The sequence below is a fragment of the Novosphingobium mathurense genome (assembly GCF_900168325.1).
In the GTDB taxonomy this organism is placed as follows: domain Bacteria; phylum Pseudomonadota; class Alphaproteobacteria; order Sphingomonadales; family Sphingomonadaceae; genus Novosphingobium; species Novosphingobium mathurense.
In genome coordinates this window covers 245,647-271,244 of record NZ_FVZE01000005.1, presented here as the reverse complement: position 1 = coordinate 271,244, position 25,598 = coordinate 245,647, and the positions used below count along the sequence as shown (strand labels likewise).

The following is a 25,598-nucleotide window of genomic DNA, read 5'->3' as shown; positions in this document are numbered from 1 at the left end:
CGAGGGGAGCACGACAGATGAGTGACGCCGGTAGCGCCGCAGGGCAGATCATCGCACGCCTCGGCCTCGAGCCGCACCCCGAGGGCGGATGGTACCGCGAGACCTGGCGCGCCGACGCCGCGCCCGGGACGCGCGCCTGCGCCACTGCCATCCATTTCCTGCTCGAGGCCGGCCAGCGCTCGCACTGGCACCGCGTCGATGCCGCCGAACTGTGGCTGTGGCATGCCGGAGCCCCGCTGACGCTGGAGATCGCGACCGATCAAGCCGGTCCGGTCAGCCGGACCGTGCTGGGCGGGGATGTCCTGTCAGGCGAAGCCCCGCAGGTGCTGGTGCCACCGGGACACTGGCAGGCCGCGGCCCCGATCGGTGGATGGACACTGGTAAGCTGCGTGGTCGCCCCCGGATTCGAGTTCTCCGGTTTCGAACTGGCCCCGCCCGACTGGTCGCCGCGCAGCTGACGGGCGCTGGACAAGTCCGGCCCGCTCGCGCAGTCTCCCATCCGGGGAATATCGGGGGTCTGGCCGCATGGCAGGCGAGTATGACAGCATCGACGAAGCCGCTCGCCGCGTGCTCGGTTCGCCGCTTCAGAACCTCGTTCGCGCGGCGATCTTCGTGCTCGCCGTCTTCGTGCTCGCCACCGCGGGCTTCGTCGCGTCCGGATGGAGCTTCGGCGACGCCGCCTACATGGTCATCCTCACGATCTTCTCGGTCGGATACGGCGAAGTCCACCCGATCGACACCGGCTGGCTGCGCGCGCTCGATATCGCGACGATCGTGCTGGGCTGTACCGGCATGATCGTGCTGACCGGCGCCCTCGTCCAGGTCTTCGCGCATTACCAGATACGCAACATTCTCGGGATCGACCGCATGCAAAGCCAGATCGACCGCCTCACGAACCACGCCATCGTCTGCGGTTACGGCCGCATCGGCAAGCAGCTTGCCATCGAGCTGCAACGCGCGCGAACCCCGTTCATCGTCGTCGACCGCAATCCGGCCAAGATCGCCGAGGCCGAAGCGGCCGGCCACCTGACACTCAAAGCCGACGCCACCGATGAAGCCTCGCTCAAGACCGCCGGGATCGAACGCGCCCGGGTGCTGGCGACCGTACTGCCCGACGATGCCCTCAACGTGTTCATCACCCTTTCGGCCCGCAACCTCAACCCGCGGCTGGAGATCATCGCGCGCGGCGAATATCCCACGACCGAAGGCAAACTGATCCACGCCGGGGCCAACAAGGTGGTGCTGCCCACCCACATCGGGGCCGAGCGGATCGCCGAGATGATCGTCTACCCCACGACTTCGCGGTTCCTGGGCGAAGCCCCACAGGTGCGCGACCTCAAGCGCGGCCTGCATGAATTCGGGCTGGAGATCGAAGCGGTAACGGTGCCGGAAAAGTCGGCGCTGACAGGGGCAACGGTCGGAGAAGCCGAACGCCGGGCCTGCGGCGCGTTCTTCCTTGTGCAGATCGACCGCCCCAATGGGCAGAGCTACGTCCACCCCGCCGAGGATACGCGGATCGAGGCCGGTGACACGGTCGTCCTCGTTCTGCGCGGCACACGGATGACGGCAGGCTCGATCTTCACCGAACCACGGCAGCCCTTCAAGATGGGGCGGGGTTACGTCTGACGGCAAGCACCGCGATCAGGCGCGGTGCAATTCGCAAGTGAGCTTGCCGTGCTCAAAACTGCCGCGACAGACCCCGAACCCAAGATGCGGGCACTTGCGCTGCGCGCCAAAGCGACTGCCCCGCGACTTCGCCACGGTCAGGCCAAGACCATGCGTCCCCTTGCCTGCAACCGCTGCGCTGCCATGTCCCCGCCCGCTTTCCATCATCGTCACGAATGCCATCGCCACCCCCTGATCGGCTGAAGACCGCCATGTCCGGCCCATCCCGATTTCAACACCGGTATCAGAACAGGCGCCGGAAAACTTTGCGCTAGCGCAACAAGGCGCGGCAGTTTCCTGCCACGCCTTGCGCTTCTCCCCGTTCCTTCGGCCTACGGCGCGACCCGAATGGCTCTGCGGGTTTTCGATCGAACCAGCGTTACCTGCTTGTATCCGACCTATGCATCTGGACTCCCGGTACTCCGCCGCTATGCGCGCGCTGGACTGCCCGATCGACGATCCGCCCCGCCCCCGACGCAAGGGCCGACCGCTGCCTGCCGGTCTGCAATCCGGCAGGTGCGCAAAATGGCCTTGTCGAGAGCAGGACCAGATCGTCTGCTCGGGGAACCGATATGTCGCTGGTAGAAATGGTGCCTGTCATCGTAGCAGGCTCGCTCCCTCAGGCGCCAAGCCGGACACGATGGCCCGAACGCCAGCGCCTGGAGCGAAGCCTTTTTGCCGATCCGTCAAGAATTGCTTCAAGACAACATCCTCTTCCCCGGCAATGCCGTCCTAAGCGGCCTGCCTTATTGGTAAAGATGCACATACCATTGCAATAGGCAATTCCAAAGTCCCCAATGGTATTAAGGCCAGTCCAACCGCGTTTTTGCACTGCAAAGCAGCGGATTGACGCTGGGAGACGCCGTTACTGTCCTGACGCAATCCCCGCCGACCGCAGCAACGCCGCCGATCTTGTGCCGGTTATGGCTCGATTCTCTGGGCTTGCAGGCAAGAGCGCCCTTGCAGCAGGTCACTCGCCCGCCTCCATCGGGCTTTGCAAGCCGGAGCGCCGTTGCGGAGCGATGCTGCGTCGCGCAATGCATTGCAGTGGCCGTTTTCGGGATTTTGCACGGGAACATCCACAGGTTTGTCAACGTTACGTGCCCGTACTTTCCACCCGAACGAAAGGTCCGGCTATGACCACCAACTCCGCATCCGCGCGCTACGAAGGCTTCGGCAAGAACGGCATGGGCGCCATCAGCACCCGTTCCGGGGTCCTGAGCGACCAGCCTTATGGATTCGGCACCCGTTTCGAAGGCCAGCCGGGCACCAATCCCGAAGAACTCATCGCCGCCGCCCATGCCGCCTGCTTCACCATGGCGACGAGTTTCGCGCTGGCATCGGCAGGCCACAGCGACGGCACGCTGGAGACCGACTGCGTGGTCACGCTCGACAAGGAAGATGCCGGATTCAAGGTGACCAAGTCCGCACTTTCGCTGACCGCGACGATCCCCGGCATCAGCGAGGAGGACTTCGCCAGGATCGCCGACGATGCCAAGGCCAACTGCCCGATCTCCAAACTGCTCAATTGCGAAGTGACGCTGGAAAAATCGCTGGCAGGCTAAGCGCGCAGGCCATTGCGCCGGAACGCTCCGGGCAATGGCGCGTTATGGCATTCCGAGGGGGCATCCGGAGTCAGCGAGTTGCCTGGTACGACACAGATCCTTGGCGCCCTGTTCGGCGCCGTCACCTTGGGAACGCTGGCAGGCGCCTCGATCCCCACGACGATGAAGCCGGCCTTCGGCCCCGACTGGCGCGAACGCTACGGCGTGCGCTTCAACCCGTCCGCAGCGACATACTACGTCGAGCCGGGGCCACAGGACCTCAGCCCCCCGTCCGACACCACGCCGCGCTGGGCCGTTTCCTATTACCCGCCGATCCCCGATTCGATGAATGACGATCGCGACTGGCTCGAAGGCCCCGGCGCCGATTTCCTGCAATATGCCTCGTATGCCCGCGATCCGGCTGCGGATTATCGCGATGCCATCTCTTACGCCGATGAACCGGCACCGCAGGACAGCCCGACCCTGGCCGACATCGCAGGAGCACGCGTCATCGAGCCGGTGCGCGCCGCCGTGCGCGAACTCAAGGTAGACACCAAGGCCGAAGCAGCCGTCGCCGCTGCCGTTCGCGCAGCCAGCGCTTCGGCAATCCCCATGCCGCGCGTGAGCGAGGGGCTCTAACCCTGCTCACCGCCTGTCCTGGGATTACCCTTGGTCCAGGCGCAGCCCTGACGGACTTCATTGCCTATGCGCAAGGTCACGCCATAGGGATAGGCAGCGTCGGACATGCCGTCGCTGCATTCGCCCGGTGTGATGGCGAGCGTCATTTCGCCGCCGGACAGATTGCCGCTGAACGAAAGACCGCCGCGACCGGCAAAGCGCGAAACCGTGATCGTTTCGCCTTCCGGATTTTCCGGCGTCGTATAGGTCAGGAGAGTTCCTTCGGCATGACCGCCCCAAAACGGTTCCGTCCCGAGGAAATGGACGACTTCGTCCTTGCCAATACCGCTCCATGGCTTGTGATCGTTGCTGTCGCCCGGAACGTTGGAAGCTCCCGACTGGCATCCGGCGAGAAGCAACGATGCGAGAAGGAAAGCCCGGCGGGCGACGAACGGGGCAAGTGAACCGACCATGACCCGCGCCTACGCTGGCCGTCGCGGTCTAGCAAGCGCCTGCAGCACGACTGATTCGACGCAGAACGTTCGCACCCGCAGCATTAATTTATTCGCCTGGCGAACATTTTGGCCGACTCGTAAAGCGCCTCGATCTTCGGCGATCTGCGAATGATCGCTGCTTTTCAGCCTCTTTTCGGGTAATTGCAAATAGTGCAACTACGGCTGCAGCAATCGAATTTGCCAACCTGAAACCGCCTCGACATGCTGCAATGCAACAGAACACAAGGGTGCCCGAGGCAAACTCCTGCACTCCGACGAATAAGGACTTTGCCATGTTCAAGACTGTTTTCACTGCCGCTGCCGTTCTCCTCGCCGTTCCGGCTGCCGCTCACGCCGAAGATGCCCGCAACTTCTCGCACGAAGGCGTCGACTACGCCTACACCGCCGAACAGAAGGGCGACGTCACCGTGATCAAGGGCACCGCTTCGGGCGGCGTGCCGTTCCGTCTTTACGTTTCGGGCGACCGCGTGACCGGCACCTACAACTACCGCAACGTGAACTTCAAGGTCACCGACGCCGACCAGGCTCTCGCCAAGTTCAAGTAAGGCCTTACGGCCGGCCGCAAGGCCTGCACCACAAGCACGAAAAAGGGCGCCATCCTTCGGGATCGGCGCCCTTTCTATTGGCAGCGGGATGATCGGTGCCCCCCGGCATGGAGGACGAAGGTCAGTGCAGCCGGCGCGTACCGCCCTGCCCTTGCACGAGCCGCACCTCGATTGTGCCTGCTGCTTCCTCGACTTCATGCTTCTCGCAGATATCCGCCAGGAGACCCGCGACCTCCTCGTCGCTGGCGTCACGATCGATGGGATAGCGGGCGATCACCATGTCATCGATGACGTCGACGACGCTGAAGTGGCGGTTGCGGCCAGCCTCGGCAAGGGCATCGAGGTCGAAGCCATCGGCAAGATCCCAGGTCTTGCCACCGCGCGACTTGATCGGCCGCTGGCAATAGCGGCAGGTACAGTGAAGAACCCCGTCTTCCTCGCGATGCTTGCGACCTTCCGGTACGTGTTTGCGCAAGTACCAGCACTGGGCGAGTGGGACCGAAGCGTTCATCTTGCTGAGCATTACCGTACCTGTTTTCGCGATCTTCAACCTGGCACAGCAGCCCTGCAGAGCTGCCGTCCTGAAGATAAAAACGGTCGTTAGCTGTCGAAGTTAAGCGGCTCTGACCGATGCATCAGGCGAGGGTAACGTAGATCTCCGCCACGATAACCCACTCGCCCAGGACCTCGCGCCATTTTGCGGTGTAGTTGCCGCTGCCCAACGACTTGCCGGAACGGTCCTCCACGCCTTGCCAGCGCCCGTACTCCAGTGCGATCGGCTCGACGGCGGAAACGACCACCCGATCAGGCGTGCGCGTGTAGATCGCCCGGGCCGGACTGGCGAATTCGCGCTTCCAGACCTTGAGCTGGGCATTGCGGCCGGAGACCACGGCGCTGTCCGATCCTGTCACCATCACGCAGTCCCGCCCGAGGATGGGCGAAATAGCGGCCAGGTCGCCATTCTCGATCGCATGATTGAAGGCGGCGCGGCGCGTGCGCACGGCAAGTTCGGCGGCGGAATTTGCAAACTGGTTCATGACATCCCTTTGCGGCCCGCTGCGATGCATAACGGTTTGCGCGGCGGGCGCAATTTGCCGCGCGCTGCCTATCCGCGTCTTTTTGCCACCCATGTTGCATGGCCAAGCCCGGCATTCGGCCGCAGCCGTAGGCTGCATGCCATTGCGCGCAGAAGGTCCCGAAGGATTCGCCTGCCTTACCTGAACTGCGAAAGGTTCAGTTCCTCGGACGGGCCGAACCAGATCACGTGGCCGGTGTGATCGATCAGATCGTTGCCGGTTTCAGCATGACCGAATATGGTCAGCGCACCGCGGTTGACGGCGGCCCAAGTGGTGAAGTCGCCGAATATCTCTCCCGGAACGGTCAACTGGCAACTGCCGCGCGGATGCGGCCCAACCGGACGCAGGTGGAAGCGTCCGACCCTGACGCCGAAACGCGCGCGAACGCGCTCGGCAAGCGCCTGGGCCTGCTCCAGTTCGGCAGGATCGAAGTAGATATGGGCGTGAAACACATCGGGCCGGTTCATCGCGCGAAGCTGGGCACTGTATATCCTCCGGTCAAGAGCCGGCCGCATACCGTCCATGCCATTTCGGCCCCGCCCCGGCCGGTCCGCCTGTCCCCGACCGGGACGCACCCCAAGGGATTAATCCGGCCACACTGTTGAAACAGCCGAACTTTCCCGCGAACCTGATAATTTCCCGCATCATCCATGCGGCAAGGGAGGAAGGCCATCAATTCCGAAACACCGATCCTCATTTTCGGCGCCCCACGCTCGGGTACATCCCTTCTCAGCCGGTTGATCGACGCCCATTCGCGCATTTCCATCCCCTTCGAATCCCACCTGTTCAACCAGTGGCTGCCGAGGCTGGAAAGTTATGGCGACCTGTCCGATCCCGCGCGTCAGAAGCGCCTCGTTTCGGACATCGTACGCCTCGGCGTCGTGCGGGACTGGAGCCCCCGCCCAACGCCGGAAGACGTTGCCAGGCACGTCACCGGACCGGGCTTCGGCGCGGTCGCCCATGCCGTCATGGAATGGGCAGCCAGGACGGCGGGCAAACCGCGCTGGGGGGAAAAGACGCCGCAGCACACGATGCTGCACGACGAAGTGCTCTCCACCTGGCCCAAGGCCCAGGTCATCATGATCGAGCGCGATCCGCGGGCGGTCGCCATGTCTTGGAAGCAGGCACGGTTCCACGGCAATCACGTGCTGCCCTTCGCCAAGTCCTGGGTACGCCATTCGCAGGCGCTCGACGCAGTCGAACGCAAGCTACCGCCGCACCAGCGCATCCGGGTCAGCTACGAGGCTCTCGTCCGCGATCCCGAAACCGAACTTCGCCGACTCATGGACTTTCTCGGCGAGGACTTCGAAGCGCAGCAGCTGGAATTCCACCGCAAGGACAGCAGCTACGACACCGACCAGCGCAACCTAAAGCGCCTCAAGACCCCGGTGTCGGCCGACAGCATCGACCGCTGGAAATCGGGTCTTTCGAAATACGAGATCCGGCTGGTTGAAACGATCTGCGGCGAGACGATGGCGCAGCGCGGTTACGATCCCAGCCCGATCGGCGCCAAACCCGTATCCGAAGCGCGCCTCAGTTTTGCACGCCGGGTGGAAGTGCCGGCGCAGCGGGTTGCCGGCGCGTTCAAGAACCTCAAGGGCTTCGTCTATCTCAGCCGCGACCTGCAGTGGACGGTCGAGCAGCTGCTCTCCGGAGTCTTCCCCGAACTCTAGAGCTGGGCGCAAATACGCTTCCGCCGGGATGCAGGCATCGAAAAAGGGGCACGGACTGCGCGCCCATGCCCCTTGTTTCATGACTTGGCCATCTCCAGATCGCGCTGCCGGCAGCACGGACGGGACGCTGTCCGGGCCGATTACTCCGCCGGGTCGGCGGCCCCGTCGGCGGGCAGGTACAGTTCGTTGCCCTTTTCCCTGTAGACCTTGGACATCTCTTCCATGCCCTTTTCCGCTTCGTCGGCCGCGAGGAAGCCGGTACTCGGCTGGTTCTGCCTGGCGGCGAAGTCGCGCACTTCCTGGCTGATCTTCATCGAGCAGAACTTCGGGCCGCACATCGAGCAGAAGTGGGCGGTCTTCGCGCCTTCGGCCGGCAGCGTCTGGTCGTGGTACTGCTCTGCCGTGTCCGGATCGAGACTGAGGTTGAACTGGTCGCGCCAGCGGAACTCGAAACGGGCCTTCGACAGGGCATCGTCGCGCACTTGCGCGGCCGGATGGCCCTTGGCGAGGTCGGCCGCGTGGGCCGCCAGCTTGTAGGTGACAACACCGACCTTCACGTCATCGCGGTCAGGCAGGCCGAGGTGCTCCTTGGGCGTGACATAGCAGAGCATTGCCGTGCCGTACCAGCCGATCTGGGCGGCACCGATGCCGCTGGTGATGTGGTCGTAGCCCGGCGCGATGTCGGTGGTGAGCGGCCCGAGCGTGTAGAACGGAGCTTCGCCGCAGCTTTCCAGCTGCTTTTCCATGTTCTCCTTGATCTTGTGCATCGGCACGTGGCCGGGGCCCTCGATCATGACCTGAACGTCCTGCTCCCAGGCCTTCTTGGTCAGTTCGCCCAGCGTATAGAGCTCGGCGAACTGCGCCTCGTCGTTGGCGTCGTAGATCGAGCCGGGACGCAGGCCATCACCCAGCGAGTAGGCAATGTCGTAGGCCTTCATGATCTCTGTGATCTCGTCGAAGTTCTCGTAAAGGAACGACTCCTTGTGGTGGGCAAGGCACCACTTGGCCATGATCGAACCGCCGCGGCTGACGATGCCGGTCATGCGCTTGGCCGCCAACGGGATATAGGGCAGGCGCACGCCGGCGTGGATGGTGAAGTAGTCGACGCCCTGCTCGGCCTGTTCGATCAGCGTGTCGCGGAAGATCTCCCAGGTCAGTTCCTCGGCAATGCCGCCGACCTTTTCCAGCGCCTGGTAGATCGGCACGGTGCCGATCGGAACCGGGCTGTTGCGGATGATCCATTCGCGCGTGTCGTGGATGTTGCGGCCCGTGGAGAGATCCATCACGGTGTCCGCGCCCCAGCGGATCGACCAGACCATCTTGTCGACTTCGCTGGCAACGTCCGAAGCCACCGCCGAATTGCCGATGTTGGCGTTGATCTTGACGAGGAAGTTGCGGCCGATCGCCATCGGCTCGCTTTCCGGGTGGTTGACGTTCGAAGGGATGATCGCACGGCCGCGCGCCACTTCGTCACGCACGAATTCGGGCGTCACGTAGTCGGGGATCGAGGCACCGAAGCTCTCGCCAGAGCGGTTGTACTCGGCAAGGCGCGCCCGGCCCAGGTTCTCGCGCTCGGCGACGTATTCCATCTCGGGCGTGATGATGCCCTGGCGGGCGTAGTGCATCTGCGAGAGGTTCTTGCCGGCCTTGGCGCGCAGCGGCCTGCGCAGCGCGGTCGGGAACGGGGGCACGCCGCCCGAACGGTCAGGACCGAGCTGGCCGTTGTCTTCCGGCTTCACTTCGCGCGGTTCGTATTCCTCCACGTCGCCGCGGGCGAGCTGCCATTCGCGGCGAAGGGCGGGAAGACCGGCGGCAATGTCGATCACCGCATCGGGATCGGTGTAGGGACCGGACGTGTCGTAAACACGTACCGGTGGCTCGCCGCTCGACGGTTCGAGGTATATCTCGCGCATGGCGACCCTGACCGAAGGGTTCGACTGAGCCGGGACGTAGATCTTCTTCGAGCCGCGGATGGGCCCGGTGGTTACGCCGATTTCCAGTTTGGAATTGATGTCGGCCATAAACGCTTCTCTCCAGTAAGCGGATAGGTCGCGGATGTGCCGATGCGGCTGTCCACTCCCTCCGCCCGTGCTAACGGGTTCAGGTTCAACGGGTCTTGTGGAGCATACCCACAACTCTCAGCCTTGCTGGCTCCCCGGGGGTAGTTGGACAATAGACGGGTGCGGTGCGCCCGTCTAGGGACCGATCGACCGATGCCCATGCTTTATCGTCTCGACGCGCCTGCCCAGGCGGTCGCGCGCCAGTTCGGCGCCCGCGCGAACGACGACCCCTGGGCGGGCGGCCATGTAGCGCCCGGCCAGTTCGCGCCGGTCATCACCGCCGGGCGGGAAACGATCGCCGGGCCGCGCCCTTCGGGCAGGCAGCCACGCCGCATGGTGCCGCGCCTGTGGGGCGTACCGCCCCCGCCTTCGGTCCACGACGCCCCGCGCTACGGCATCCTGTCGGTGCGCAATCCGGAAAGCCCGTTCTGGATCGGCAATCTCAGGAACAGCGAATTTCGCTGCGTCGTTCCCTGCACCGCATTCATGGAATGGGGCAGCACGCGTGACCGCGAAGGCAAGCGCCGCCAGTGCTGGTTCTCCCTGGAGGATCAGCCGATCTTCGCGATGGGAGCTGTTTGGAAGGACAGCGAGATTCCCGGCTTTGCGCTGCTCACCTGCGAGCCCAATGCAGCGCTGCGCTTCGCAGGGCGCGATTCGATGCCGGTGATCCTGCCACCCGACCCGGCCGCCCTCGACCTGTGGCTCAACGGCAGCTGGGACCGGGCAAGGGAACTGGTCGCGCCCTACTCGTCCTCGCTCATGCGCGAACGCGGCTAGTCCCGCTCAGAAGTGTGGAATCGCCACAGCGATTGCCGCGACGCCAATGAGGATCGAGAGCCAGGCCCACAGTTTGGACAGCGGCCCGAACCGCCGCAGCCAGAAGGCCATGTAGACATCCGAGAACGCCAGCACGACAAGGGCCTCGATGATCATCAGCCCGCCCAGCACGCTCATCGCACCGGACAGCCAGTCCGCCGAAGCCCAGGGATTGACGATGTAGATGGCCGCGCCGAGGAACAGTTCCAGCAGCGCCGCGATCAGCTGGAGTGCGGGCGAAGCGCCGATTTCCTCGAGCATCTTCTGCCAGTGGCCGGCCTGCCGCAGCTCACCGATTCCGGCGAAAAGCGCGAACAGCCCCAGGAACAGCGCAGTCCATGCCGGCGCAAGCGATAGATCGGTCATTCAAATCCTCCATCCCAAAAGCCGATCCCGCCAGCACGATGGACCTCGACCGGGGCACAGTAAAGGCGTCAATGACTTGGCCTGTTCCGGCTGGCCCCGGGACGCGTAACCGACGAGGCCGAAACCGCCGCCAGCTGAGGGGCTTCAAAGGCCCTTGCGACCGAAACCGCCGGGCACCCGGCGCGGCGCGGCGAAGCCGATGGGTGGCTGGCGACTGTGGAGGGCTGTGGCGGGCCATGTGCCGGGTACGGCGTCGGGATGGGGCGCATCCGAGACCGGTGGGCCTGCCAGTTCCATCAACAGCACCGGCACCGGATTCTGGCGCGAAGGCTCCCCGCTTTCATCGTGCCAGATCCGCACCGACAGGTCGCCCGCATCGTCGCCAAAAGTATCGCCGTGGCGGATCACCGGCCCCTCGAGCAGCAGGTAGCGCATGACCTCGTTCAGCTTTCCGGCGACGAAATCGAGCGTTCCCGGCGCGTTCCATGCTTCCACTTCACGACCGACAAAAGGCAGCATTCCGGCCGTCGAGAGGGACACGGCATCCGGCTCGGTCGAATGAAAGGCGGTCCAGAGGAACAGGCGAATCGGCACTTCGTCGCTTGCCAGCGGGCTGACGAGAGTCGGCAGGTCACCGAAAGTGTAGGCGCACGAATGAGCCGGCAGATAGACGCCGCAAAAGGCATCCTGCGCCAATGCCCCTTGCGCGACGACAGCCAGCACCATCGCCATGACCTTGGCGCTCTGCCGGATGTCGACGAATTCGCCGATCTCGGTGTCGAGGTCGCAGGCGATGACGCCATGGCCGGCATGGCGGCGCAAGGTTCGCAGCCCCTCGCCCGGCTCGCACCAGAAACTGCGATAGAGCGCACGCTCCACCATCCATGCAGGCAGCGGCACCGATGTGTGCGACACCGATATCGTACAGCCACGACCGGCGATCCGGCCGCGATCCGGGCCTTCCGGAAGGACCTGCCACGCGCCCTCGTCGTCGATCGAGGCGACGCCCTCGACCAGCATGTCCCAGTCGATATCCAGACCCTGCGCAGCGAAGAGCGGGACAATCGTCGGCAGGCGGTCACGCCGGGGCAATTCGCGGAAGAACGGGGGCGGCAGCGACTGGTCGAGCAGGCGCGCCAGGTGCTCGGACGGATCGCCCGACATCGCCTCGGCGATCCCCGCCTCGATCTCGGCCAGCCCGATGATGTCGAACCCGAGCCGTTCCGAACGCTGATAGGGCAGCAAATCGTCATAGGGAAGATCGGCAAGGTCCGCTCTGCCCGCAGCAGCAAGCGCGTCACCGGAGGACGGAGGCCGGCACGGCATGGCAAGGGCTGTGGCCGCCACGGCGATTGCCTGTCCTTCATGTACCTTCCGGTCGAGCCGCGCGATTCCTTCGGCGTCGAGCCAGGGCATGCCTTCACCGAAGCGGGCGACGGCGGTATCGGCCTCGGTCTCGACAAGGGCCAGGGCCACTGCGCAGACGATTCGCTCGCACAGCGCCTGATCCTCGCTCGTCGGCGTTCCGATCATGATGGCACAGCCCTGTCGCGGGGCGCCGGGAATCGGCTCATCGCCGAGCAGGCGCAGCGGCACGATCACGACTTCTCCGGCGCTGCGGCCGATCAGCAGGACTTCGCGTCCGAAGGCGGTCGAGCAATGGGCGCTGCCGTCGTCGTGATCGCCGCAGGTCCAGCCGAACCGGGGCGCGGCCCGCATGAGCTGCGTGCGCAACTCGCCCGCGGGGAGGCTGGGTCGGGCGCTCAGGATGACCGTGACCGTCATGCCGCTCCCTTTCTTCCTGACGTGTCCAGACGGCGAGTCCTACGCCGCATTGGTTAAGACCGGGTACCGCAAATCGACCGGGAAAAATATTGCGCCGCTGCGCAACTCGTCCCATCCCTGTGGGAAATGTCGCAAGCGCTCACAGATCTCCTGTCCGAAATCGCCGCCTGTCGCGTCTGCGAAAAGGCCCTGAACCACGAACCGCGCCCGGTGGTGCAAGCCGGGGAAAGCGCGCGCATCGTGGTGATCGGGCAGGCACCGGGCAGCAAGGTCCACGCCAGCGGCCGGCCATGGGACGACGAGAGCGGCGACCGCCTGCGCGACTGGACGGGGATGACGCGCGAGGTCTTCTACGACCCGGCATGGGTCGCGCACATGCCTTCCGGCTTCTGTTATCCGGGCAAGGCCAGCGGCGGCGACAAGCCCCCGCGTCCGGAGTGCGCGCCGCTATGGCATGCCCGCCTGCTGGCCCGATTGCCGCAGGTGCGCATCATGCTGCTCGTCGGCCAGTACGCGCAGAAGCTCTATCTGCCGCGCGGCTTCGCGCCCAACATGACCGAAGCGGTGCGCCGGTGGCATGACGCCCCGACCGGCGTGTTCCCCTTGCCCCACCCGGCCTGGCGCAGCCGGCTGTGGATGGCGATGCACCCCTGGTTCGAGGATCAGGTCCTGCCGGACCTGCGCCGCCGGATCAGCGACGCCCTTGCCGGCTGAGCATCAGAAACTGTAGGCGACGCCCAGACCCAAGAGCCACTGGTCGGCATCGCCGCGCAGCGAGGTATAGGGCGTATCCTTCGAATCGTTGAGCATGCGCGAGTAGCTGGCGATCGAGAACAGCGCGAAGCCGCCATCGCGCAAGTCGCCGGACAGGTCATAACCGACCAGCATCGTCGCGCTCACGCTTTCCCAGCCGCCCTTGGCCTGGAACTGCGGCAGGCCGCTGGCATCGGACTGGGTCGGGCTGACCGAATAGTAATAGTCGGCATAATCGTCGTCGATGTGCTTGGCGCTGAGCGCCAGCGTCACCAGCGCCGCCTTGCTGACCGGCGTCATGTAGGTGATCGAAGGTGCCCAGGTCATGCCGCCATAGGCGCCTGCCACATCCCACTTCACGTCGGCGCTCAGGCTCAGCGAGTCATAGGGATTGAGCAGGCGATAGGCCGAAACGCCCCCGCTGGCCCCCAGTTCAACCGCTGTATCGAGCTTGCCTGCCGCACGCACGACCGGGTCCTTGATCTGGTTGACGCGGTTGCGCGAGATCGTTGCCACCGGGCCGAGCGCGAAGCCGATCCTGGCATCGGGCGCATCGGGAATGAGGTCGAGCGCAAGGCCCGCCGGACGCGGCGAGATGGTGATGCCCTTCACGCGCCCCTGCACGATCGGGATTGGCGAGACGACATAGTCGTCCGAACCATCGTAGCTCGGCCCGTAGATGGCGCCGACGCCCACCGTGATACGGTCGCGCGTCATGGCATCCCGGTCCTGCGCCTCATCGGCGAAGGCAGGCGTCGCAGGCAGAACGGCGGCGGTGGCCAGAAGCGCGAGGCTTCGCGAAATACTCATGGGTTTCCCTCCAATTTCGCTTTCGCAACGCATAGTTACGCCCGATGTTTCATCCGGGCGTCGATCATGCATCCGAAACCGATGTTACTCTGGCGGGATCTCACCGGGAAGGCTGTCCGCCCCCTCGCCAAGCTGTCGCTGCATCACGAAGACATCGAGCCACTGCCCGTGCTTCCAGCCGGCACCTGCCAGTGTTCCCACCGGCCGATAGCCCGCCCGGGCATGAAGGACAACCGAAGCCGGTTCACTCTCGGCGATAACCGCGAAGGCTTGCCTGAAGCCGCGCCTTTCGCATTCCTCGACAAGCGCGCTCAGCATCCGCCCGCCGACGCCGCGGCCCAGACTGTCAGGGCGCACGAAGATGGTAGTCTCCACACTGTAGCGATAGCCGACGCGCGGCCCGTAGCGGTGGGCGTAACCGACACCCAGCACGCGCCCGGCCGTATCGCGACTGACCAGCACCGGATAGCCGGCATCGACGATCTCTGAGAGACGACGCGCGATCTCGACCTCGTCGGGAGGGTCGGTTTCGAAGGTCGCAGTGCTTTCCAGCACATAGTGCGCATAGATCTCTGCTATGCCCGCGGCGTCGGCCGGCGTCGCTTCGCAGACGTTCAGTTCGTCGTCCATCATGCTGAACATGACGCAAAGCAGCATTCATGCCAAGTTGCGGAAAAGACACGCTGTGCCTAAACGTGCCAGCGATGCAGCAAAGCTCCAGCCATCCGACCGACTGCGATCTGGCGATTCTCGGCGGGGGCCTGGCCGGGGGCCTGATCGCCATGGCCATGGCCGAAAAGCGCCCGGACTTGCGCGTGATCCTGATCGAACAGGGCGAAAGGCTGGGCGGCGAGCACGTATGGTCGTTCTTTTCCAGTGACATAGCCCCGGCGCACGATTTCCTGGTGGAACCGCTGATCGCCGCCAGCTGGCAAGGGTATTCGGTCCATTTCCCGAACCGCTCGCGCAATCTCGGCACGGGGTACAACAGCATTACCAGTGCGAAGCTGGACGCAGCGGTGCGTGCAGCGCTGCCGGCCGAGGCGATCCTGACCGGCACACCCGTACGCGCCGCGGGCCCCGAAATCGTGGAAATGCAGGACCGCCGCACGATTGCCGCAGGCGCGGTGATCGACGCGCGCGGTGCTTCGGGCATGGCGCACCTCGCCGGCGGCTGGCAGAAATTCATGGGTCAGCGCCTGCGCCTGCGCCATCCGCACGGGCTTGACCGGCCGATCGTGATGGACGCGCGGGTGGAGCAGTTCGACGGCTATCGTTTCGTCTATTGCCTGCCCTTCTCCGATACCGAGGTCTTCGTCGAGGATACCTACTATTCCGACACGCCGAACCTAGACCTGCCCTTGCTCCGCGGCCGCATTGCCGACTATGCGGCATCCCAAGGCTGGGAAACGGCCGCTGCCGCTTACGAGGAAACCGGTGTTCTGCCGGTGATCGCAAAGGGGAATTTCGAGGCGTTCTGGCGCGAACACGAAAGCGGATCGGCACCGGACCTCGCCCGCGCCGGCGCCCGTGCCGCCCTTGTCCACCCGCTCACTTCGTATTCCGTTCCCGATGCTGTAGACTTCGCCATGTATCTTACGACACTCGACAATCTCTCCGGCCTGCGCCTAGGAAGGGTCAGTCATGCATGGGCAGCACAGCACTGGCGCAAAGGACGCTTCTACCGGATGTTGACACGCATGCTTTTCGGCGCGGCGCGGCCGCATGAGCGCTGGCGAATGCTGGAGCGCTTCTACGGCCTGCCCGAAAGCCTGGTCGAGCGCTTCTACGCCGGGCGCTCCACGCCCGCGGACATGATCCGCATACTGGCCGGCAAGCCGCCGGTGCCCATCGGCGCGGCGATCGCCAGCCTCGCCGGTGCCGGACGCCCGCTGGCCGACCTTTCCCCCCGTGATGGAGCGCAAGCATGAAGAAAGCCTGCGTTATCGGCGCCGGGTTCGGCGGCCTGGCCCTTGCCGTTCGCCTGCAGAGCGCGGGGATCGAGACGACACTGGTCGAAGGCCGCGACAAGGTAGGCGGCCGCGCCTACGTCTGGGAACGCGAAGGCTTCACGTTCGATGCCGGCCCGACGGTCGTGACCGACCCCGACTGCCTGCGCGAACTGTGGGCGCTGTCGGGCAGCGACATGGCCGACGACGTCGAGCTGATGCCGGTGATGCCCTTCTACCGCCTCAACTGGACCGACGGGACGGTGTTCGACTATTCGAACGACGAAGTGGCCCTGCGCCGCGAGATCGCCCGCGTCTCGCCCCATGACCTGAGCGGCTACGAGGAATTCCTGCGCTACGCCGCAGGCGTCTACCAGGAAGGCTACGTCAGGCTGGGGCACGAGGCATTCCTCGACTTCTCCAGCATGATCAAGGCCGCCCCCGCGCTGGCCCGCTACCAGGCGTGGCGTTCGGTCTATTCGATGGTTTCGGCCTACGTGAAGGACGAACACCTGCGTCAGGCGCTTTCGTTCCACACCCTGCTCGTCGGTGGCAACCCCATGACCACCTCGGCGATCTACGCCCTGATCCACAAGCTGGAGAAGGACGGCGGCGTCTGGTGGACGCGGGGCGGCACCAACAAGCTGGCCCAGGGCATGACGCGACTTTTCGAGCGGCTGGGCGGCAAGGTGCGACTGGGCGACAAGGTCGTGCAGGTCCTGACCGTCGGTGACCAGGCCACTGAAGTCATCACCGAAAGCGGCTGGAAGGAACACTTCGACGCGGTCGCCTCGAACGGCGACATCATGCACACCTACCGCGAGTTGCTGTCCGATTCCATGCGCGGCAAGACCATGGCAAAGAAGCTGTCTACGAAGCGCTTCTCGCCCAGCCTGTTCGTCGTCCATTTCGGGCTCGAGGGGACATGGCCAGGCATTCCGCACCACACGATCCTGTTCGGACCGCGCTACCGCGAACTCCTCGCTGACATCTACGAACACGGCGTACTGCCGCGCGATTTCTCGATCTACCTGCACCACCCGACCGTCACCGATCCCTCGATGGCGCCCGCGGGCAAGAGCACGTTCTACGCGCTGGTGCCGGTCGCGCACATGGGCAAGCTGCCGATCGACTGGGACGAAGTGGGCCCGATCCTCGAACGCCGCATCCTCGACGAAGTCGGCCGCCGCCTGATCCCGGACATCGACGACCGCATCGTCACCAAGTTCCATTATGCGCCCAAGAACTTCGAAACAGACCTTTCCGCGTTCCACGGCAGCGCCTTCAGCCTTGAGCCGATCCTGACCCAGAGCGCGTGGTTCCGCGGCCACAACCGCGACGACCAGCTCAAGAACTTCTATCTCGTCGGCGCCGGAACCCATCCCGGTGCGGGCATTCCCGGCGTCGTCGGCTCTGCCAAGGCGACGGCCAAGCTGATGATCGAGGACCTGCGATGAATCGCGTGATGAACGCCCTGCGCGGGGACTGGGGATGGACCGGCGTCGATTTCGCCGAGATCATCGCCGTCAGCCGCATGGGGCACCTGCTGTTGTCCGACACCTCGGGCACGATCCACTACCTCGACCCGGAAACCCGCGAACTGATCTGTCTGGGCGGTGAGGAACAGGCGCGCCAGTACCTGGCCGATCCCGAAGTCTCGCTGGTCTGGCAGGCAGAGAAACTGGTGCAGGCAGCGCAGGAACGTCTGGGGCCGCCGGAAGCCGAGGAAGTCTATACCCTCACGCCCGATGCGCTGCTGGCCGGAGACTACGACGTCGAGAACCTGACCGTGATGCCGCTGGCCGAGCTGATCTCCTTCGCCGGACAAGTGGCATGGCAGACCCGCGACATGCCGGACAACACCGCGATCAAGCTGAAGAGCAACGACTGACATGAAACGCCTTGCCGTTTACTGCGGCTCCGCTTCCCCCTCCGATCCGCGCTATCTCGCCCTCGCCCACAGCGTCGGCGAGGACCTTGCCCGCCGCAGCATCGGCGTCGTCTATGGCGGCGGGCGGCTCGGCCTGATGGGCGCGCTTGCCTCTTCCGCGCTGGCGGCGGGCGGCGAAGTCATCGGCGTGATCCCCGAGGCGCTCGTCAGCGGCGAAGTCGCGAACTACGACTGCACCGAGCTGCAGGTGGTTTCCACCATGCACGAACGCAAGGCGGCCTTCACCCGCCTGTCCGACGGCTTCCTCGTCCTGCCCGGCGGCGTAGGCACCATGGACGAGTTGTGGGAAGCGGTGAGCTGGGCCCAGCTCGGCTATCATGGCAAGCCGGTCGGCGTGCTCAATGCCTTCGGTTTCTACGACGGCTTGCTCGCCTTCAACCGCCACATGGCCGAAGTCGGCTTCGTGCGGCCCGCGCATCAGGGCATCATCATGGCCGAGAGCGAGCTCGACCTGCTGCTGGAACGCATGCACGCGCATGAGCCGATCACGCCCATCACCAAGATGAACCCGGAAACGCTGTGACCTGCGCTCCGACCGACAACGCCGCCGCCATCCCGGCATGACCGCCACGCGCAGCGAACTCGTCGCGGCGGCGCGCAAGTCGATCCGCAAGGGCTCGAAAAGCTTTGCGGCCGCCAGCCGCCTGTTCGACCGCACCACGCGTGAACGCGTCTGGCTGCTCTACGCCTGGTGCCGCGCCTGCGACGACATTGCCGATAATCAGGACCACGGTCACGCGACTGTCGCCGGCGCCTCCCGGCTCGATCCCGATGCGCGGCTGGCGACGATCCGGACCCTGACCGAACTGGCCATCGCCGGGGAGGAAACCGGCAGCATGCCTTTCGACGCGCTGGCCCAGCTCCTGCGCGAAGTGCCCCTCACCCGCACGATGATCGAGGATGTCATCGCCGGCTTTGCGCTCGACGCAGCCGAATGGCGGCCGCGCAGCGAAGCCGACATGCTGCGCTACTGCTATCACGTTGCGGGCGCCGTCGGGGTGCTGATGGCCGCCGTCATGGGCGTCGCTCCCGATGACGACGACACGCTGGATCGCGCCTGCGACCTGGGAATTGCCTTTCAGCTCGCCAATATCGTGCGCGATGTCTGGGAAGACGATGCCGCCGGGCGCTGCTACCTGCCGGTCGAATGGCTGGCCGAGGCCGACATTCCGCCCGGAGAAGTCACCAAGCCGCACTACCGTCATGCCCTCGTGCCGATGGTTGCACGGGCCTGCAGGCTCGCTCGCGGCTACGAGGCATCGGCCCGCGTCGGCGCTGCCCGCCTCGCCTTTCGCCAACGCTGGGCGGTACTGTCCGCGACCAACATCTACGGCGGGATCGCGCGCAAGGTGGAAGCGCTGGGCGCGCACGCCTGGGACCACCGGGTCACGACTACGCGACCGGAAAAGCTGGGGATGTTGCTCAAGGCGCTCGGCGAAGCGCGGCGCGCTCCGGTTCCAGCCGAGAACCCTGCGCTTTCGCGCAGGGAACTGGCCGCACTGGCACGACGCTAGATCGGCGCGCACCGGTAGCTGTGTACTCGTCGAAGCGTGTACCCTAACGTCCCATCGACCCGTGCCGCCACAAGGTAGCGGAGGGGATTCTTTAAAGGACGAACCCGAAGGGCCGCAGCGCGATTTGCAAAGGGGCAATTCGCAATTGCAGGTGGACAGTGCCTGCCCCGAAGCGGGCCAGCAACCGTGTTGCTGTCGAGCGCTCCTCGTGTGCGATGACCCGCGAGGGCTATCCCAAGGCGCCTGTCAGGGGCGCTTGCCCGGAGAGTAGTAGCCCGGCGGATAGTTGAGCCGGCGGAACAGCTTTCCGCGTTCCGAATAGAGAACGGCCGCGAAGGACACGATGCCGGCCACCAGCATCGAGGCGAAGATCGGCCTCGCCGTCCCGTCGTATGCCTGACCGATCAGGGAGCCGAGCGAGGCTCCGACCAGCAGGCGGATGAAGGACATGATCGATGATGCTGCCCCGGCAGTGCGGGCGAAGGGCTGCAGGCTGATCGACTGGAAGTTGGCGCCGATGAACGACATCATGCAGATGCTGAAGGTCATCAGCGGTACGAAGACCCACAAGGTATCCGAGCCGCTCATCGCAATACCTAGGTGAACCGCCGCGGCGACGATGTAGGCAATCAGCGCGGACTGCGAGACGCGCCGTGCACCGAAACGTTCGACGATGCGGGAATTCGCAAAGTTCGCCACGGCCATCACCAGCGCCATGCCGCCAAAGATCATCGGGAACATCAGGCCTGCCCCGAAATGCTCGCCGACCAACTGTTGGGCGCTGTTGATGTAGCCGAACATCGCCGACTGGACGAGCGCCATGCCAATGACATAGCCGATCGATTCGCGCACGGTCAGTGCCGAGCCCATGTTGCGCAGGATGACGACGGGGCGCAGTTCCTGCCGATGCGCAGGATCGAGCGTCTCGGGCAGGCGCAGCAGCATCCAGATCATCACGGCCGTACCCAGCACCGCCATGATTCCGAAGATCCAGCGCCACCCGGCGAAGATCATGACCGTCTGGCCCAGCATCGGCGCGATCATCGGGATGACCATGAAGGTCATGGCCACCAGCGACTGCATTCGCGCCATCTGGTCGCCTTCGAAGCGGTCGCGGATGATCGTCATCGGCATGACCATCAGGGCAGCGCTCAAGGCGCCCATGAGACCGCGCGCAACCAGCAGCATCGTGAAGTCCGATGCTACCGCACAAGCGAGCGATGCCAGAACGTAGGCGCACAGGGAAAAGGCAAGCACCGGCTTGCGGCCGTAACGGTCGGCCATCGAGCCGGGAATCAGCGAACCCAGGCCGCTGCAAATGAGAAACACGCCGACGATGAGCTGGCGATCGTTGGGATCGGTCAGCTTGAGATCGGAGGAAATCGCCCCGAGCGCCGGCAGCATGACGTCGATCGCAAGCCCCTGCAGCGCCTGGAAGGAGGCGAGCAGCACCACGAATTCCACGCCGGAGATCGGGACCTGATCCGATTTTGCCTTGGGGGTCGACATAGCATTGCGCATTGCAGCAAGAATTTTCTCCTTGCCAGCAAATTCTAACGGACGATGGTATCCTGCCCGTTATCGGGCCTATATCGTCCCCCATGTCATCGCATGAAGGAGAATCGGCAGACGGCGAGGAAGAGGCCGACGGGCTTCGCAAGATCATCCACGTCGACATGGATGCCTTCTATGCCAGCGTCGAACAGCGCGACGACCCGGATCTGCGCGGCAAGCCGGTCGCGGTCGGCGGTTCCTCCGGACGCGGCGTGGTGGCGGCGGCCAGTTACGAGGCCCGCAAGTTCGGGGTACGCTCCGCCATGCCCTCAGCGCGGGCGGCAAGGCAATGCCCCGGCCTGATCTTCCGCAAACCCCGCTTCGAGGTCTATCGCGCGGTAAGCCAGCAGATCCGGGCGATTTTTCACGAGTACACGCCGCATGTCGAACCGCTCTCGCTCGACGAGGCCTATCTGGACGTCACTGCCGACCTCAAGGGCCTGGGCTCGGCCACGCGCATCGCCGAGGAAATCCGCCGCCGCATCAAGGCCGAAACCGGACTGACTGCCAGCGCCGGGGTTTCCTACAACAAGTTCCTCGCCAAGCTCGCCAGCGACCAGAACAAGCCCGACGGCCTGTGCGTGATCCGTCCCGGCGAAGGTGCCGCCTTCGTCGCCATGCTGCCAGTGCGGCGCTTCCATGGCGTGGGGCCGCGCGGGGCCGAGAAGATGGCGCGACTGGGCATCGAAACCGGTGCAGACTTGCGCGAAAAGGACATCCACTTCCTGCGCCAGCATTTCGGCAGCTTTGCCGAATACCTCTACCGCGCCGCCCGCGGCGTCGACCTGCGGCAGGTTCGCGCAAATCGCCCGCGCAAGTCGGTCGGCGGCGAACGCACCTTTTTCGAGGACATAGCCCGGTCTGATGCGCTGCGCGAGACGATGGATTCGATCATCGACATCGTTTGGGATCGCATCGAACGGGCCGAGGCGCGCGGACGCACGGTGACCCTGAAGCTGCGCTACGCGGATTTCCGGACGATCACCCGCGCCCGATCACTGCCCCATTTCGTGACCGGAAAGGAAGAGTTCGGACAGATCGGTCGCGCCCTGCTGGAAGACCTCATGCCCCTGCCCCAGCCGATCCGGCTGATGGGCCTGACCCTCTCCGCCCTCGAACGCGAAGAAGCCGTCGCGAAGGAAGCGAAAGACGGGCAGTTGTCATTTCTCTGAAATCCCGAGGCTGACCTTCTTACCCCGGCCCATCCAGGGAATTACTTTAAGGTCGGTGTGCCCTGACCGGATGCCCGCCTGTAGGTTTCCATCCAGACCTGCAGGCCCTGCCGCAGGTCCTGCGTCATCGGCTCGGGCAGGGCATCGAGGGGGAAGAAACCCGCCTCGATGACTTCGCGACCGTCGGGCACAGGCGTGCTGTCGGTTCGCCCGATCACGACATGGACGATATTCGTGGCGCCGAACAGGTCCTCGACCACCGTCTGGATCTCCAGCGCACCGGTGAGCCTGCAGCCGGTTTCCTCACGAAGCTCTCGTTCGGATGCGGCAAGGGGATGCTCACCCCTGTCCATGCCGCCGCCGGGGAACATCCAGTCGTCCGAGCCATACGAGTGGCGCTGCATCAGCAGGTGCCCCTGGGCATTGAACGCCAGCACGCGAACACCCTCCACCGTCGGTCGGCGAAGCGTCCAGAGCATGCGCCGCACGCCATGCGCCAGCCGGTATAGTCCGCGGTGCAGCGGCGCCGGCAATCGCGTCAGCAAAAGCAGGTCACCTTGTGACGGGCAGCACCCAACAGGCGAGCGACCGGAAGATCGTGCTCCCCCTTTATCGCGCCGTCGAGGACCGCGCGCTTGTCGGCACCGCGGATGACGAACATGATCTCATCGCTGTCGAGCAGCGCGGGGATCGTCAGGCTCACACGATCGAACGGGGCTTCGGGCGGAAGCGGGTCGGGCGTCAGGCGGCGAACGGCATGGCGATCGTTCACCTGCGGATCGGTGTTCGGAAACAGCGAGGCGATATGCCCGTCACCGCCCATGCCAAGCCAGGCGATGGCGAAATGCGGCGGCTGGGCGTCTTCGGTCAGCGGCACGATCTGCGCCCCGACCGGTTCGAGACGGGCGCGGATCTTGCCGATATTCGAAGCGGGGTGTTCCTCCTCGACGATACGGTCGTCCCCCGGCCAAACGGCGATGCGGTGCCAGGGCAGGTCCATCTTCGCCAGCAGGTCGAAGATCGGAAACGGCGTCGATCCGCCCGGCACGGTGATAGCGATTTCATCGGAGGTGAGCGACAGTGCCGCCTGCAAGCGCTGCGCGAACCACTCGGCAATCGCCTTGTCGTCGGCGTTCTCGATAATCTGGATCTTGGGCATGGACGCGCTCTAGCAGCGCGCGAGTAATTTGTCGTGGGGGTAGAGGGAGCTTTTGTGCTTCCCGGAAAAGGACTGCCTGCGGGCGGCGACCTGGCGCGCCGCCCGCCAGCGTTCCGTCAGGCGAGGATTTCGCGCAGGAACCAGGCGCGTTGCTCGGCCTGATCGGTCCAGTCGTCGACGATGCCGTCGGTGGCATTGTCGCCCGCTTCGCCGGCAGCGGCCTTCACTTCGCGCAGTCGCTCGACATAGGCGAGATTGTCGTCACGCAGTTCCCTGACCATCGCCATCGCGTCGAGGTCGGTCGAATCCTGCGGCTTGATGCGGGTCTTTGCCGAGATCGCATCGGGGCTGGTCAGGGTCTTGCCGCCCTGCTTGCGCACGCGTTCGGCCACGAGGTCGGTCAGCGCGAAGATTTCCGTCGCATGTTCGTCGAACAGCAGATGCAGGTCGCGGAACTGGGGACCCTTCACATGCCAGTGGAAGTTCTTGGTCTTCACGTAGAGCGCGAAAGTATCCGCCAGCAGCCCGTTGAGGCTGTCGATGAGAGCGGCCTGTACGTTGTCCTTGGAAGTCATGGTTGTCCCTCGTGCTGGTATGTTGGACACAATGTATAATCCAAAACGCGTATTAAAAGACTTGGTTCAATCGGATATTCCGATCACAGTAGCCCGAATTCCCTCAGGAAAACGACAAGGGCAACAAGCACCAGAACGGCTCCGACTATACGGCGCCCGCGCATCGCCAGTGGTCGATCGAGGGCGCCGGGCGCCGCCCATGCAAGGATGGACAGGACAATGCCGCCAAGCAGGCCGCCGGAGCCTGCCGCCAAGGGGGCGCCCAAGCCTACTGCGAGGCCGAATATCAGGAACCGAACCGCGTCCGTCACTTGCGCAGCGGCCAGCACAAGGCCGAGCGCACCGAGCGAATTGGTCGGTTCTTTCGGCTTGCGACGCGGCGACAGGATCATCGATTCCAGACCGGCGAGACCGATCGCGATCCCCGCAAAGATCGCGCGCGCCGGCGGCGGCAGGACGGGAAGCGTCTTCGAAGCCGCCCATGCCGCCAATGCCGAAGTCAGGCCGGTGCAAACCAGGGTGACCAGCAGGACACCCGGACGTTGCCCCTGCCGTGCCGTGAGCCCGGCGATCGTGACCTGGTCCCGCGCACCGAACCCCGCGAGGAGAACACCCAGGAATGTCAGGTAGAATGCCGGCATCGGGCCTCCGCGTTCACGGCCGCAGCCGCCCTTGACCGGTCATCCTGCCCGGCGCTGTCAGATCGCCTTCTGGCAGGACACGATGGCGGCAATGACATTGGCGGTATCGGCCGGATCGCGCACGCAGATCGTGTCGAGCCCCATGGCCTTGGCCGGATAGTCGTTGCCGCCCGGGAAGATGGCATCGCCGATGAAGAGGATGTCGCGCTCCTCAACGCCGCTATGTTCCGACAGGCGCCGCAGGCCCCAGGCCTTGTCGACGCCCGGCTGGGTTACGTCGACGGATGTCGCGCCGCCGAGATTGATCGAAACGCCGGGCAGGCGTTGGATCAGGTCGGCCTGGATCACCTTGCGCTTGGCGAAATCGGGATCCCAGACTTCCTTGGCCTCTAGCGGAGCCTGCTGGCCGAGCGCGGAAAAGGTAATCTGGCTGCCGCGATCCTCGATCCGCTCACCCCAGGTCTGTTCGGGCACGAATCCGGTCGCTTCGAGTGAGGCATCGAAGGCATCAAGGATGGCCTGCTTCTGCTCGTCGCTGAAGAGTTCGGCATAGACTGCGTTCCAGCCACCTTCGCGATGGACATAGAGCTTGGCACCGCTCGTCGGCAGCATCCACAGGCGCGAGAGGTCGGCATGACCGGGCAGGCGGCTGGCCACCTGCTTGTCGAACTGCGGCCAGTCACCGCCCGAAATCACCGCAACCTGGGCGACCTCGAGAAGATCGGCCATGGCCTGCGCCATCTCGTCGGTAAGCGGCTGCTTGCTGAGGGCCAGAGTCCCGTCGAGATCGAAAGCCACGATTTTCTTCATCTCAAACCTTTCATGGTCCGGCCTTCGCGCAGGCGCGATTGAAC

Annotated in this window: 30 protein-coding genes and 1 riboswitch; of the genes, 14 read left to right on the top strand and 16 right to left on the bottom strand. The window is 64.8% G+C overall.

Annotated features, from left to right (window positions below):
* Positions 1-17: 17 nt before the first annotated feature.
* Both B5483_RS16105 and B5483_RS16100 read left to right on the top strand, forming a co-directional pair.
* Positions 18-458, top strand: coding sequence for a cupin domain-containing protein (locus B5483_RS16105; RefSeq protein ID WP_079731134.1), 441 nt, complete (start codon positions 18-20; stop codon positions 456-458).
* A gap of 67 nt (positions 459-525) precedes the next feature.
* Positions 526-1,626: a potassium channel family protein gene (locus B5483_RS16100; RefSeq protein ID WP_079731133.1), complete on the top strand. Its 1,101-nt coding sequence runs from the start codon at positions 526-528 to the stop codon at positions 1,624-1,626.
* A 15-nt stretch (positions 1,627-1,641) separates the two neighbouring features.
* On the opposite strand, the gene B5483_RS16095 is transcribed toward B5483_RS16100, so the two are convergent.
* A complete protein-coding gene (locus B5483_RS16095) occupies positions 1,642-1,848 on the bottom strand; it encodes a Rieske (2Fe-2S) protein (protein WP_139384036.1) in 207 nt (68 codons plus the stop codon).
* A gap of 953 nt (positions 1,849-2,801) precedes the next feature.
* Here B5483_RS16095 and B5483_RS16090 point away from each other — a divergent pair.
* Together B5483_RS16090 and B5483_RS16085 are read left to right on the top strand one after the other, a co-directional pair.
* Positions 2,802-3,230: an OsmC family protein gene (locus tag B5483_RS16090; protein ID WP_054945636.1), complete on the top strand. Its 429-nt coding sequence runs from the start codon at positions 2,802-2,804 to the stop codon at positions 3,228-3,230.
* Positions 3,231-3,308: 78 nt separating this feature from the next.
* The gene (locus tag B5483_RS16085; protein ID WP_079731131.1) at positions 3,309-3,848 is read left to right on the top strand and encodes a hypothetical protein; all 540 of its coding nucleotides are present in this window, start codon (positions 3,309-3,311) and stop codon (positions 3,846-3,848) included.
* Here the strand turns inward: B5483_RS16085 and B5483_RS16080 are convergent.
* Positions 3,845-4,300 carry a COG3650 family protein gene (locus B5483_RS16080; protein ID WP_054945634.1) on the bottom strand — a complete coding sequence of 152 codons (456 nt, stop codon included), beginning with the start codon at positions 4,298-4,300 and terminating at the stop codon, positions 3,845-3,847. The genes B5483_RS16085 and B5483_RS16080 overlap by 4 nt on opposite strands.
* Positions 4,301-4,614: 314 nt before the next feature.
* On the opposite strand from B5483_RS16080, the gene B5483_RS16075 reads away from it, so the two are divergent.
* Positions 4,615-4,887, top strand: coding sequence for a hypothetical protein (locus tag B5483_RS16075; protein WP_054945633.1), 273 nt, complete (start codon positions 4,615-4,617; stop codon positions 4,885-4,887).
* Between the two features lie 121 nt (positions 4,888-5,008).
* Here the strand turns inward: B5483_RS16075 and B5483_RS16070 are convergent, their stop codons facing one another.
* The 3 genes from B5483_RS16070 to B5483_RS16060 form a co-directional block, all read right to left on the bottom strand.
* A complete protein-coding gene (locus tag B5483_RS16070) occupies positions 5,009-5,398 on the bottom strand; it encodes a hypothetical protein (RefSeq protein ID WP_245829311.1) in 390 nt (129 codons plus the stop codon).
* A 124-nt stretch (positions 5,399-5,522) separates the two neighbouring features.
* Positions 5,523-5,924 (bottom strand): YybH family protein, encoded by a 402-nt coding sequence (locus tag B5483_RS16065; RefSeq protein WP_054945727.1) that lies wholly within the window; start codon positions 5,922-5,924, stop codon positions 5,523-5,525.
* Between the two features lie 176 nt (positions 5,925-6,100).
* The gene (locus B5483_RS16060) at positions 6,101-6,430 is read right to left on the bottom strand and encodes a DOPA 4,5-dioxygenase family protein (RefSeq protein ID WP_054945631.1); all 330 of its coding nucleotides are present in this window, start codon (positions 6,428-6,430) and stop codon (positions 6,101-6,103) included.
* 183 nt (positions 6,431-6,613) lie between these two features.
* Here B5483_RS16060 and B5483_RS16055 point away from each other — a divergent pair, with 183 nt between their 5' ends.
* The gene (locus tag B5483_RS16055) at positions 6,614-7,636 is read left to right on the top strand and encodes a sulfotransferase family protein (protein ID WP_079731129.1); all 1,023 of its coding nucleotides are present in this window, start codon (positions 6,614-6,616) and stop codon (positions 7,634-7,636) included.
* A gap of 140 nt (positions 7,637-7,776) precedes the next feature.
* Here B5483_RS16055 and thiC read toward each other — a convergent pair whose 3' ends face one another.
* Positions 7,777-9,657, bottom strand: coding sequence for a phosphomethylpyrimidine synthase ThiC (gene thiC / locus B5483_RS16050; protein WP_079731128.1), 1,881 nt, complete (start codon positions 9,655-9,657; stop codon positions 7,777-7,779).
* A gap of 39 nt (positions 9,658-9,696) precedes the next feature.
* Positions 9,697-9,804: riboswitch (TPP riboswitch) on the bottom strand.
* 45 nt (positions 9,805-9,849) lie between these two features.
* On the opposite strand from thiC, the gene B5483_RS16045 reads away from it, so the two are divergent.
* The gene (locus tag B5483_RS16045; RefSeq protein ID WP_245829309.1) at positions 9,850-10,476 is read left to right on the top strand and encodes an SOS response-associated peptidase family protein; all 627 of its coding nucleotides are present in this window, start codon (positions 9,850-9,852) and stop codon (positions 10,474-10,476) included.
* Positions 10,477-10,482: 6 nt separating this feature from the next.
* Here B5483_RS16045 and B5483_RS16040 read toward each other — a convergent pair whose 3' ends face one another.
* Both B5483_RS16040 and B5483_RS16035 read right to left on the bottom strand, forming a co-directional pair.
* Positions 10,483-10,881 (bottom strand): hypothetical protein, encoded by a 399-nt coding sequence (locus B5483_RS16040; protein ID WP_054945628.1) that lies wholly within the window; start codon positions 10,879-10,881, stop codon positions 10,483-10,485.
* Positions 10,882-11,025: 144 nt separating this feature from the next.
* A complete protein-coding gene (locus B5483_RS16035) occupies positions 11,026-12,666 on the bottom strand; it encodes a DUF4261 domain-containing protein (RefSeq protein WP_079731126.1) in 1,641 nt (546 codons plus the stop codon).
* Positions 12,667-12,792: 126 nt separating this feature from the next.
* Here B5483_RS16035 and B5483_RS16030 point away from each other — a divergent pair, with 126 nt between their 5' ends.
* The gene (locus tag B5483_RS16030) at positions 12,793-13,380 is read left to right on the top strand and encodes a uracil-DNA glycosylase family protein (protein ID WP_054945626.1); all 588 of its coding nucleotides are present in this window, start codon (positions 12,793-12,795) and stop codon (positions 13,378-13,380) included.
* A gap of 3 nt (positions 13,381-13,383) precedes the next feature.
* Here the strand turns inward: B5483_RS16030 and B5483_RS16025 are convergent, their stop codons facing one another.
* Entirely contained in the window at positions 13,384-14,229 is an 846-nt protein-coding gene (locus tag B5483_RS16025) for a MipA/OmpV family protein (protein ID WP_079731125.1), read from the bottom strand.
* 84 nt (positions 14,230-14,313) lie between these two features.
* The gene (locus B5483_RS16020) at positions 14,314-14,871 is read right to left on the bottom strand and encodes a GNAT family N-acetyltransferase (RefSeq protein WP_245829307.1); all 558 of its coding nucleotides are present in this window, start codon (positions 14,869-14,871) and stop codon (positions 14,314-14,316) included.
* Between the two features lie 62 nt (positions 14,872-14,933).
* On the opposite strand from B5483_RS16020, the gene crtY reads away from it, so the two are divergent.
* Genes crtY through B5483_RS15995 form a run of 5 tightly spaced genes read left to right on the top strand, consistent with a single transcriptional unit; the run spans position 14,934 to position 19,643 of the window.
* Positions 14,934-16,160 carry a lycopene beta-cyclase CrtY gene (gene crtY / locus B5483_RS16015; RefSeq protein ID WP_079731124.1) on the top strand — a complete coding sequence of 409 codons (1,227 nt, stop codon included), beginning with the start codon at positions 14,934-14,936 and terminating at the stop codon, positions 16,158-16,160.
* On the top strand, positions 16,157-17,635 hold the full coding sequence (locus tag B5483_RS16010) for a phytoene desaturase (RefSeq protein ID WP_054945623.1): 1,479 nt from the start codon (positions 16,157-16,159) through the stop codon (positions 17,633-17,635). Before crtY ends, B5483_RS16010 begins: the two co-directional genes overlap by 4 nt.
* Entirely contained in the window at positions 17,632-18,069 is a 438-nt protein-coding gene (locus B5483_RS16005) for a T6SS immunity protein Tdi1 domain-containing protein (protein ID WP_054945622.1), read from the top strand. Before B5483_RS16010 ends, B5483_RS16005 begins: the two co-directional genes overlap by 4 nt.
* 1 nt (position 18,070) lies before the next feature.
* Complete coding sequence (locus B5483_RS16000; protein ID WP_079731123.1) at positions 18,071-18,652, top strand: LOG family protein; 582 nt, start codon at positions 18,071-18,073, stop codon at positions 18,650-18,652.
* A gap of 37 nt (positions 18,653-18,689) precedes the next feature.
* Complete coding sequence (locus B5483_RS15995) at positions 18,690-19,643, top strand: phytoene/squalene synthase family protein (protein ID WP_079731122.1); 954 nt, start codon at positions 18,690-18,692, stop codon at positions 19,641-19,643.
* Between the two features lie 246 nt (positions 19,644-19,889).
* On the opposite strand, the gene B5483_RS15990 is transcribed toward B5483_RS15995, so the two are convergent.
* On the bottom strand, positions 19,890-21,152 hold the full coding sequence (locus B5483_RS15990; protein WP_176168079.1) for a multidrug effflux MFS transporter: 1,263 nt from the start codon (positions 21,150-21,152) through the stop codon (positions 19,890-19,892).
* A 92-nt stretch (positions 21,153-21,244) separates the two neighbouring features.
* Here B5483_RS15990 and dinB point away from each other — a divergent pair, with 92 nt between their 5' ends.
* Positions 21,245-22,369, top strand: a complete 1,125-nt coding sequence (gene dinB, locus B5483_RS15985) for a DNA polymerase IV (protein WP_054945618.1) — start codon at positions 21,245-21,247, stop codon at positions 22,367-22,369.
* Positions 22,370-22,410: 41 nt separating this feature from the next.
* Here dinB and B5483_RS15980 read toward each other — a convergent pair whose 3' ends face one another.
* The 5 genes from B5483_RS15980 to B5483_RS15960 form a co-directional block, all read right to left on the bottom strand.
* Positions 22,411-22,914 (bottom strand): NUDIX domain-containing protein, encoded by a 504-nt coding sequence (locus B5483_RS15980; protein WP_245829305.1) that lies wholly within the window; start codon positions 22,912-22,914, stop codon positions 22,411-22,413.
* On the bottom strand, positions 22,908-23,528 hold the full coding sequence (locus B5483_RS15975) for a 6-phosphogluconolactonase (RefSeq protein ID WP_079731121.1): 621 nt from the start codon (positions 23,526-23,528) through the stop codon (positions 22,908-22,910). Before B5483_RS15975 ends, B5483_RS15980 begins: the two co-directional genes overlap by 7 nt.
* Before the next feature lie 116 nt (positions 23,529-23,644).
* Positions 23,645-24,103, bottom strand: a complete 459-nt coding sequence (locus B5483_RS15970; protein ID WP_007011987.1) for a Dps family protein — start codon at positions 24,101-24,103, stop codon at positions 23,645-23,647.
* 83 nt (positions 24,104-24,186) lie between these two features.
* Positions 24,187-24,744, bottom strand: coding sequence for a hypothetical protein (locus B5483_RS15965; RefSeq protein ID WP_079731120.1), 558 nt, complete (start codon positions 24,742-24,744; stop codon positions 24,187-24,189).
* Positions 24,745-24,801: 57 nt separating this feature from the next.
* Positions 24,802-25,554, bottom strand: coding sequence for an HAD-IIB family hydrolase (locus B5483_RS15960; RefSeq protein ID WP_054945614.1), 753 nt, complete (start codon positions 25,552-25,554; stop codon positions 24,802-24,804).
* Between the last annotated feature and the right edge of the window lie 44 nt (positions 25,555-25,598).

What these genes read in the sequence shown, in the direction of transcription:
- B5483_RS15965 (WP_079731120.1), bottom strand. Translation starts at nt 24,744, where the DNA reads ATGCCGGCATTCTACCTGACATTCCTGGGTGTTCTCCTCGCGGGGTTC.
- B5483_RS16005 (WP_054945622.1), top strand. Translation starts at nt 17,632, where the DNA reads ATGAATCGCGTGATGAACGCCCTGCGCGGGGACTGGGGATGGACCGGC.
- B5483_RS16105 (WP_079731134.1), top strand. Translation starts at nt 18, where the DNA reads ATGAGTGACGCCGGTAGCGCCGCAGGGCAGATCATCGCACGCCTCGGC.
- B5483_RS16075 (WP_054945633.1), top strand. Translation starts at nt 4,615, where the DNA reads ATGTTCAAGACTGTTTTCACTGCCGCTGCCGTTCTCCTCGCCGTTCCG.
- B5483_RS16000 (WP_079731123.1), top strand. Translation starts at nt 18,071, where the DNA reads ATGAAACGCCTTGCCGTTTACTGCGGCTCCGCTTCCCCCTCCGATCCG.
- B5483_RS16090 (WP_054945636.1), top strand. Translation starts at nt 2,802, where the DNA reads ATGACCACCAACTCCGCATCCGCGCGCTACGAAGGCTTCGGCAAGAAC.
- B5483_RS16030 (WP_054945626.1), top strand. Translation starts at nt 12,793, where the DNA reads ATGTCGCAAGCGCTCACAGATCTCCTGTCCGAAATCGCCGCCTGTCGC.
- B5483_RS16045 (WP_245829309.1), top strand. Translation starts at nt 9,850, where the DNA reads ATGCCCATGCTTTATCGTCTCGACGCGCCTGCCCAGGCGGTCGCGCGC.
- B5483_RS16060 (WP_054945631.1), bottom strand. Translation starts at nt 6,430, where the DNA reads ATGAACCGGCCCGATGTGTTTCACGCCCATATCTACTTCGATCCTGCC.
- B5483_RS15975 (WP_079731121.1), bottom strand. Translation starts at nt 23,528, where the DNA reads ATGCCCAAGATCCAGATTATCGAGAACGCCGACGACAAGGCGATTGCC.
- B5483_RS16040 (WP_054945628.1), bottom strand. Translation starts at nt 10,881, where the DNA reads ATGACCGATCTATCGCTTGCGCCGGCATGGACTGCGCTGTTCCTGGGG.
- B5483_RS16095 (WP_139384036.1), bottom strand. Translation starts at nt 1,848, where the DNA reads ATGGCATTCGTGACGATGATGGAAAGCGGGCGGGGACATGGCAGCGCA.
- B5483_RS16025 (WP_079731125.1), bottom strand. Translation starts at nt 14,229, where the DNA reads ATGAGTATTTCGCGAAGCCTCGCGCTTCTGGCCACCGCCGCCGTTCTG.
- dinB (WP_054945618.1), top strand. Translation starts at nt 21,245, where the DNA reads ATGTCATCGCATGAAGGAGAATCGGCAGACGGCGAGGAAGAGGCCGAC.
- B5483_RS15990 (WP_176168079.1), bottom strand. Translation starts at nt 21,152, where the DNA reads ATGTCGACCCCCAAGGCAAAATCGGATCAGGTCCCGATCTCCGGCGTG.
- B5483_RS16065 (WP_054945727.1), bottom strand. Translation starts at nt 5,924, where the DNA reads ATGAACCAGTTTGCAAATTCCGCCGCCGAACTTGCCGTGCGCACGCGC.
- B5483_RS16035 (WP_079731126.1), bottom strand. Translation starts at nt 12,666, where the DNA reads ATGACGGTCACGGTCATCCTGAGCGCCCGACCCAGCCTCCCCGCGGGC.
- B5483_RS16100 (WP_079731133.1), top strand. Translation starts at nt 526, where the DNA reads ATGGCAGGCGAGTATGACAGCATCGACGAAGCCGCTCGCCGCGTGCTC.
- B5483_RS16055 (WP_079731129.1), top strand. Translation starts at nt 6,614, where the DNA reads ATGCGGCAAGGGAGGAAGGCCATCAATTCCGAAACACCGATCCTCATT.
- thiC (WP_079731128.1), bottom strand. Translation starts at nt 9,657, where the DNA reads ATGGCCGACATCAATTCCAAACTGGAAATCGGCGTAACCACCGGGCCC.
- B5483_RS15995 (WP_079731122.1), top strand. Translation starts at nt 18,690, where the DNA reads ATGACCGCCACGCGCAGCGAACTCGTCGCGGCGGCGCGCAAGTCGATC.
- B5483_RS16010 (WP_054945623.1), top strand. Translation starts at nt 16,157, where the DNA reads ATGAAGAAAGCCTGCGTTATCGGCGCCGGGTTCGGCGGCCTGGCCCTT.
- crtY (WP_079731124.1), top strand. Translation starts at nt 14,934, where the DNA reads ATGCAGCAAAGCTCCAGCCATCCGACCGACTGCGATCTGGCGATTCTC.
- B5483_RS15970 (WP_007011987.1), bottom strand. Translation starts at nt 24,103, where the DNA reads ATGACTTCCAAGGACAACGTACAGGCCGCTCTCATCGACAGCCTCAAC.
- B5483_RS15960 (WP_054945614.1), bottom strand. Translation starts at nt 25,554, where the DNA reads ATGAAGAAAATCGTGGCTTTCGATCTCGACGGGACTCTGGCCCTCAGC.
- B5483_RS16080 (WP_054945634.1), bottom strand. Translation starts at nt 4,300, where the DNA reads ATGGTCGGTTCACTTGCCCCGTTCGTCGCCCGCCGGGCTTTCCTTCTC.
- B5483_RS16020 (WP_245829307.1), bottom strand. Translation starts at nt 14,871, where the DNA reads ATGTTCAGCATGATGGACGACGAACTGAACGTCTGCGAAGCGACGCCG.
- B5483_RS16070 (WP_245829311.1), bottom strand. Translation starts at nt 5,398, where the DNA reads ATGAACGCTTCGGTCCCACTCGCCCAGTGCTGGTACTTGCGCAAACAC.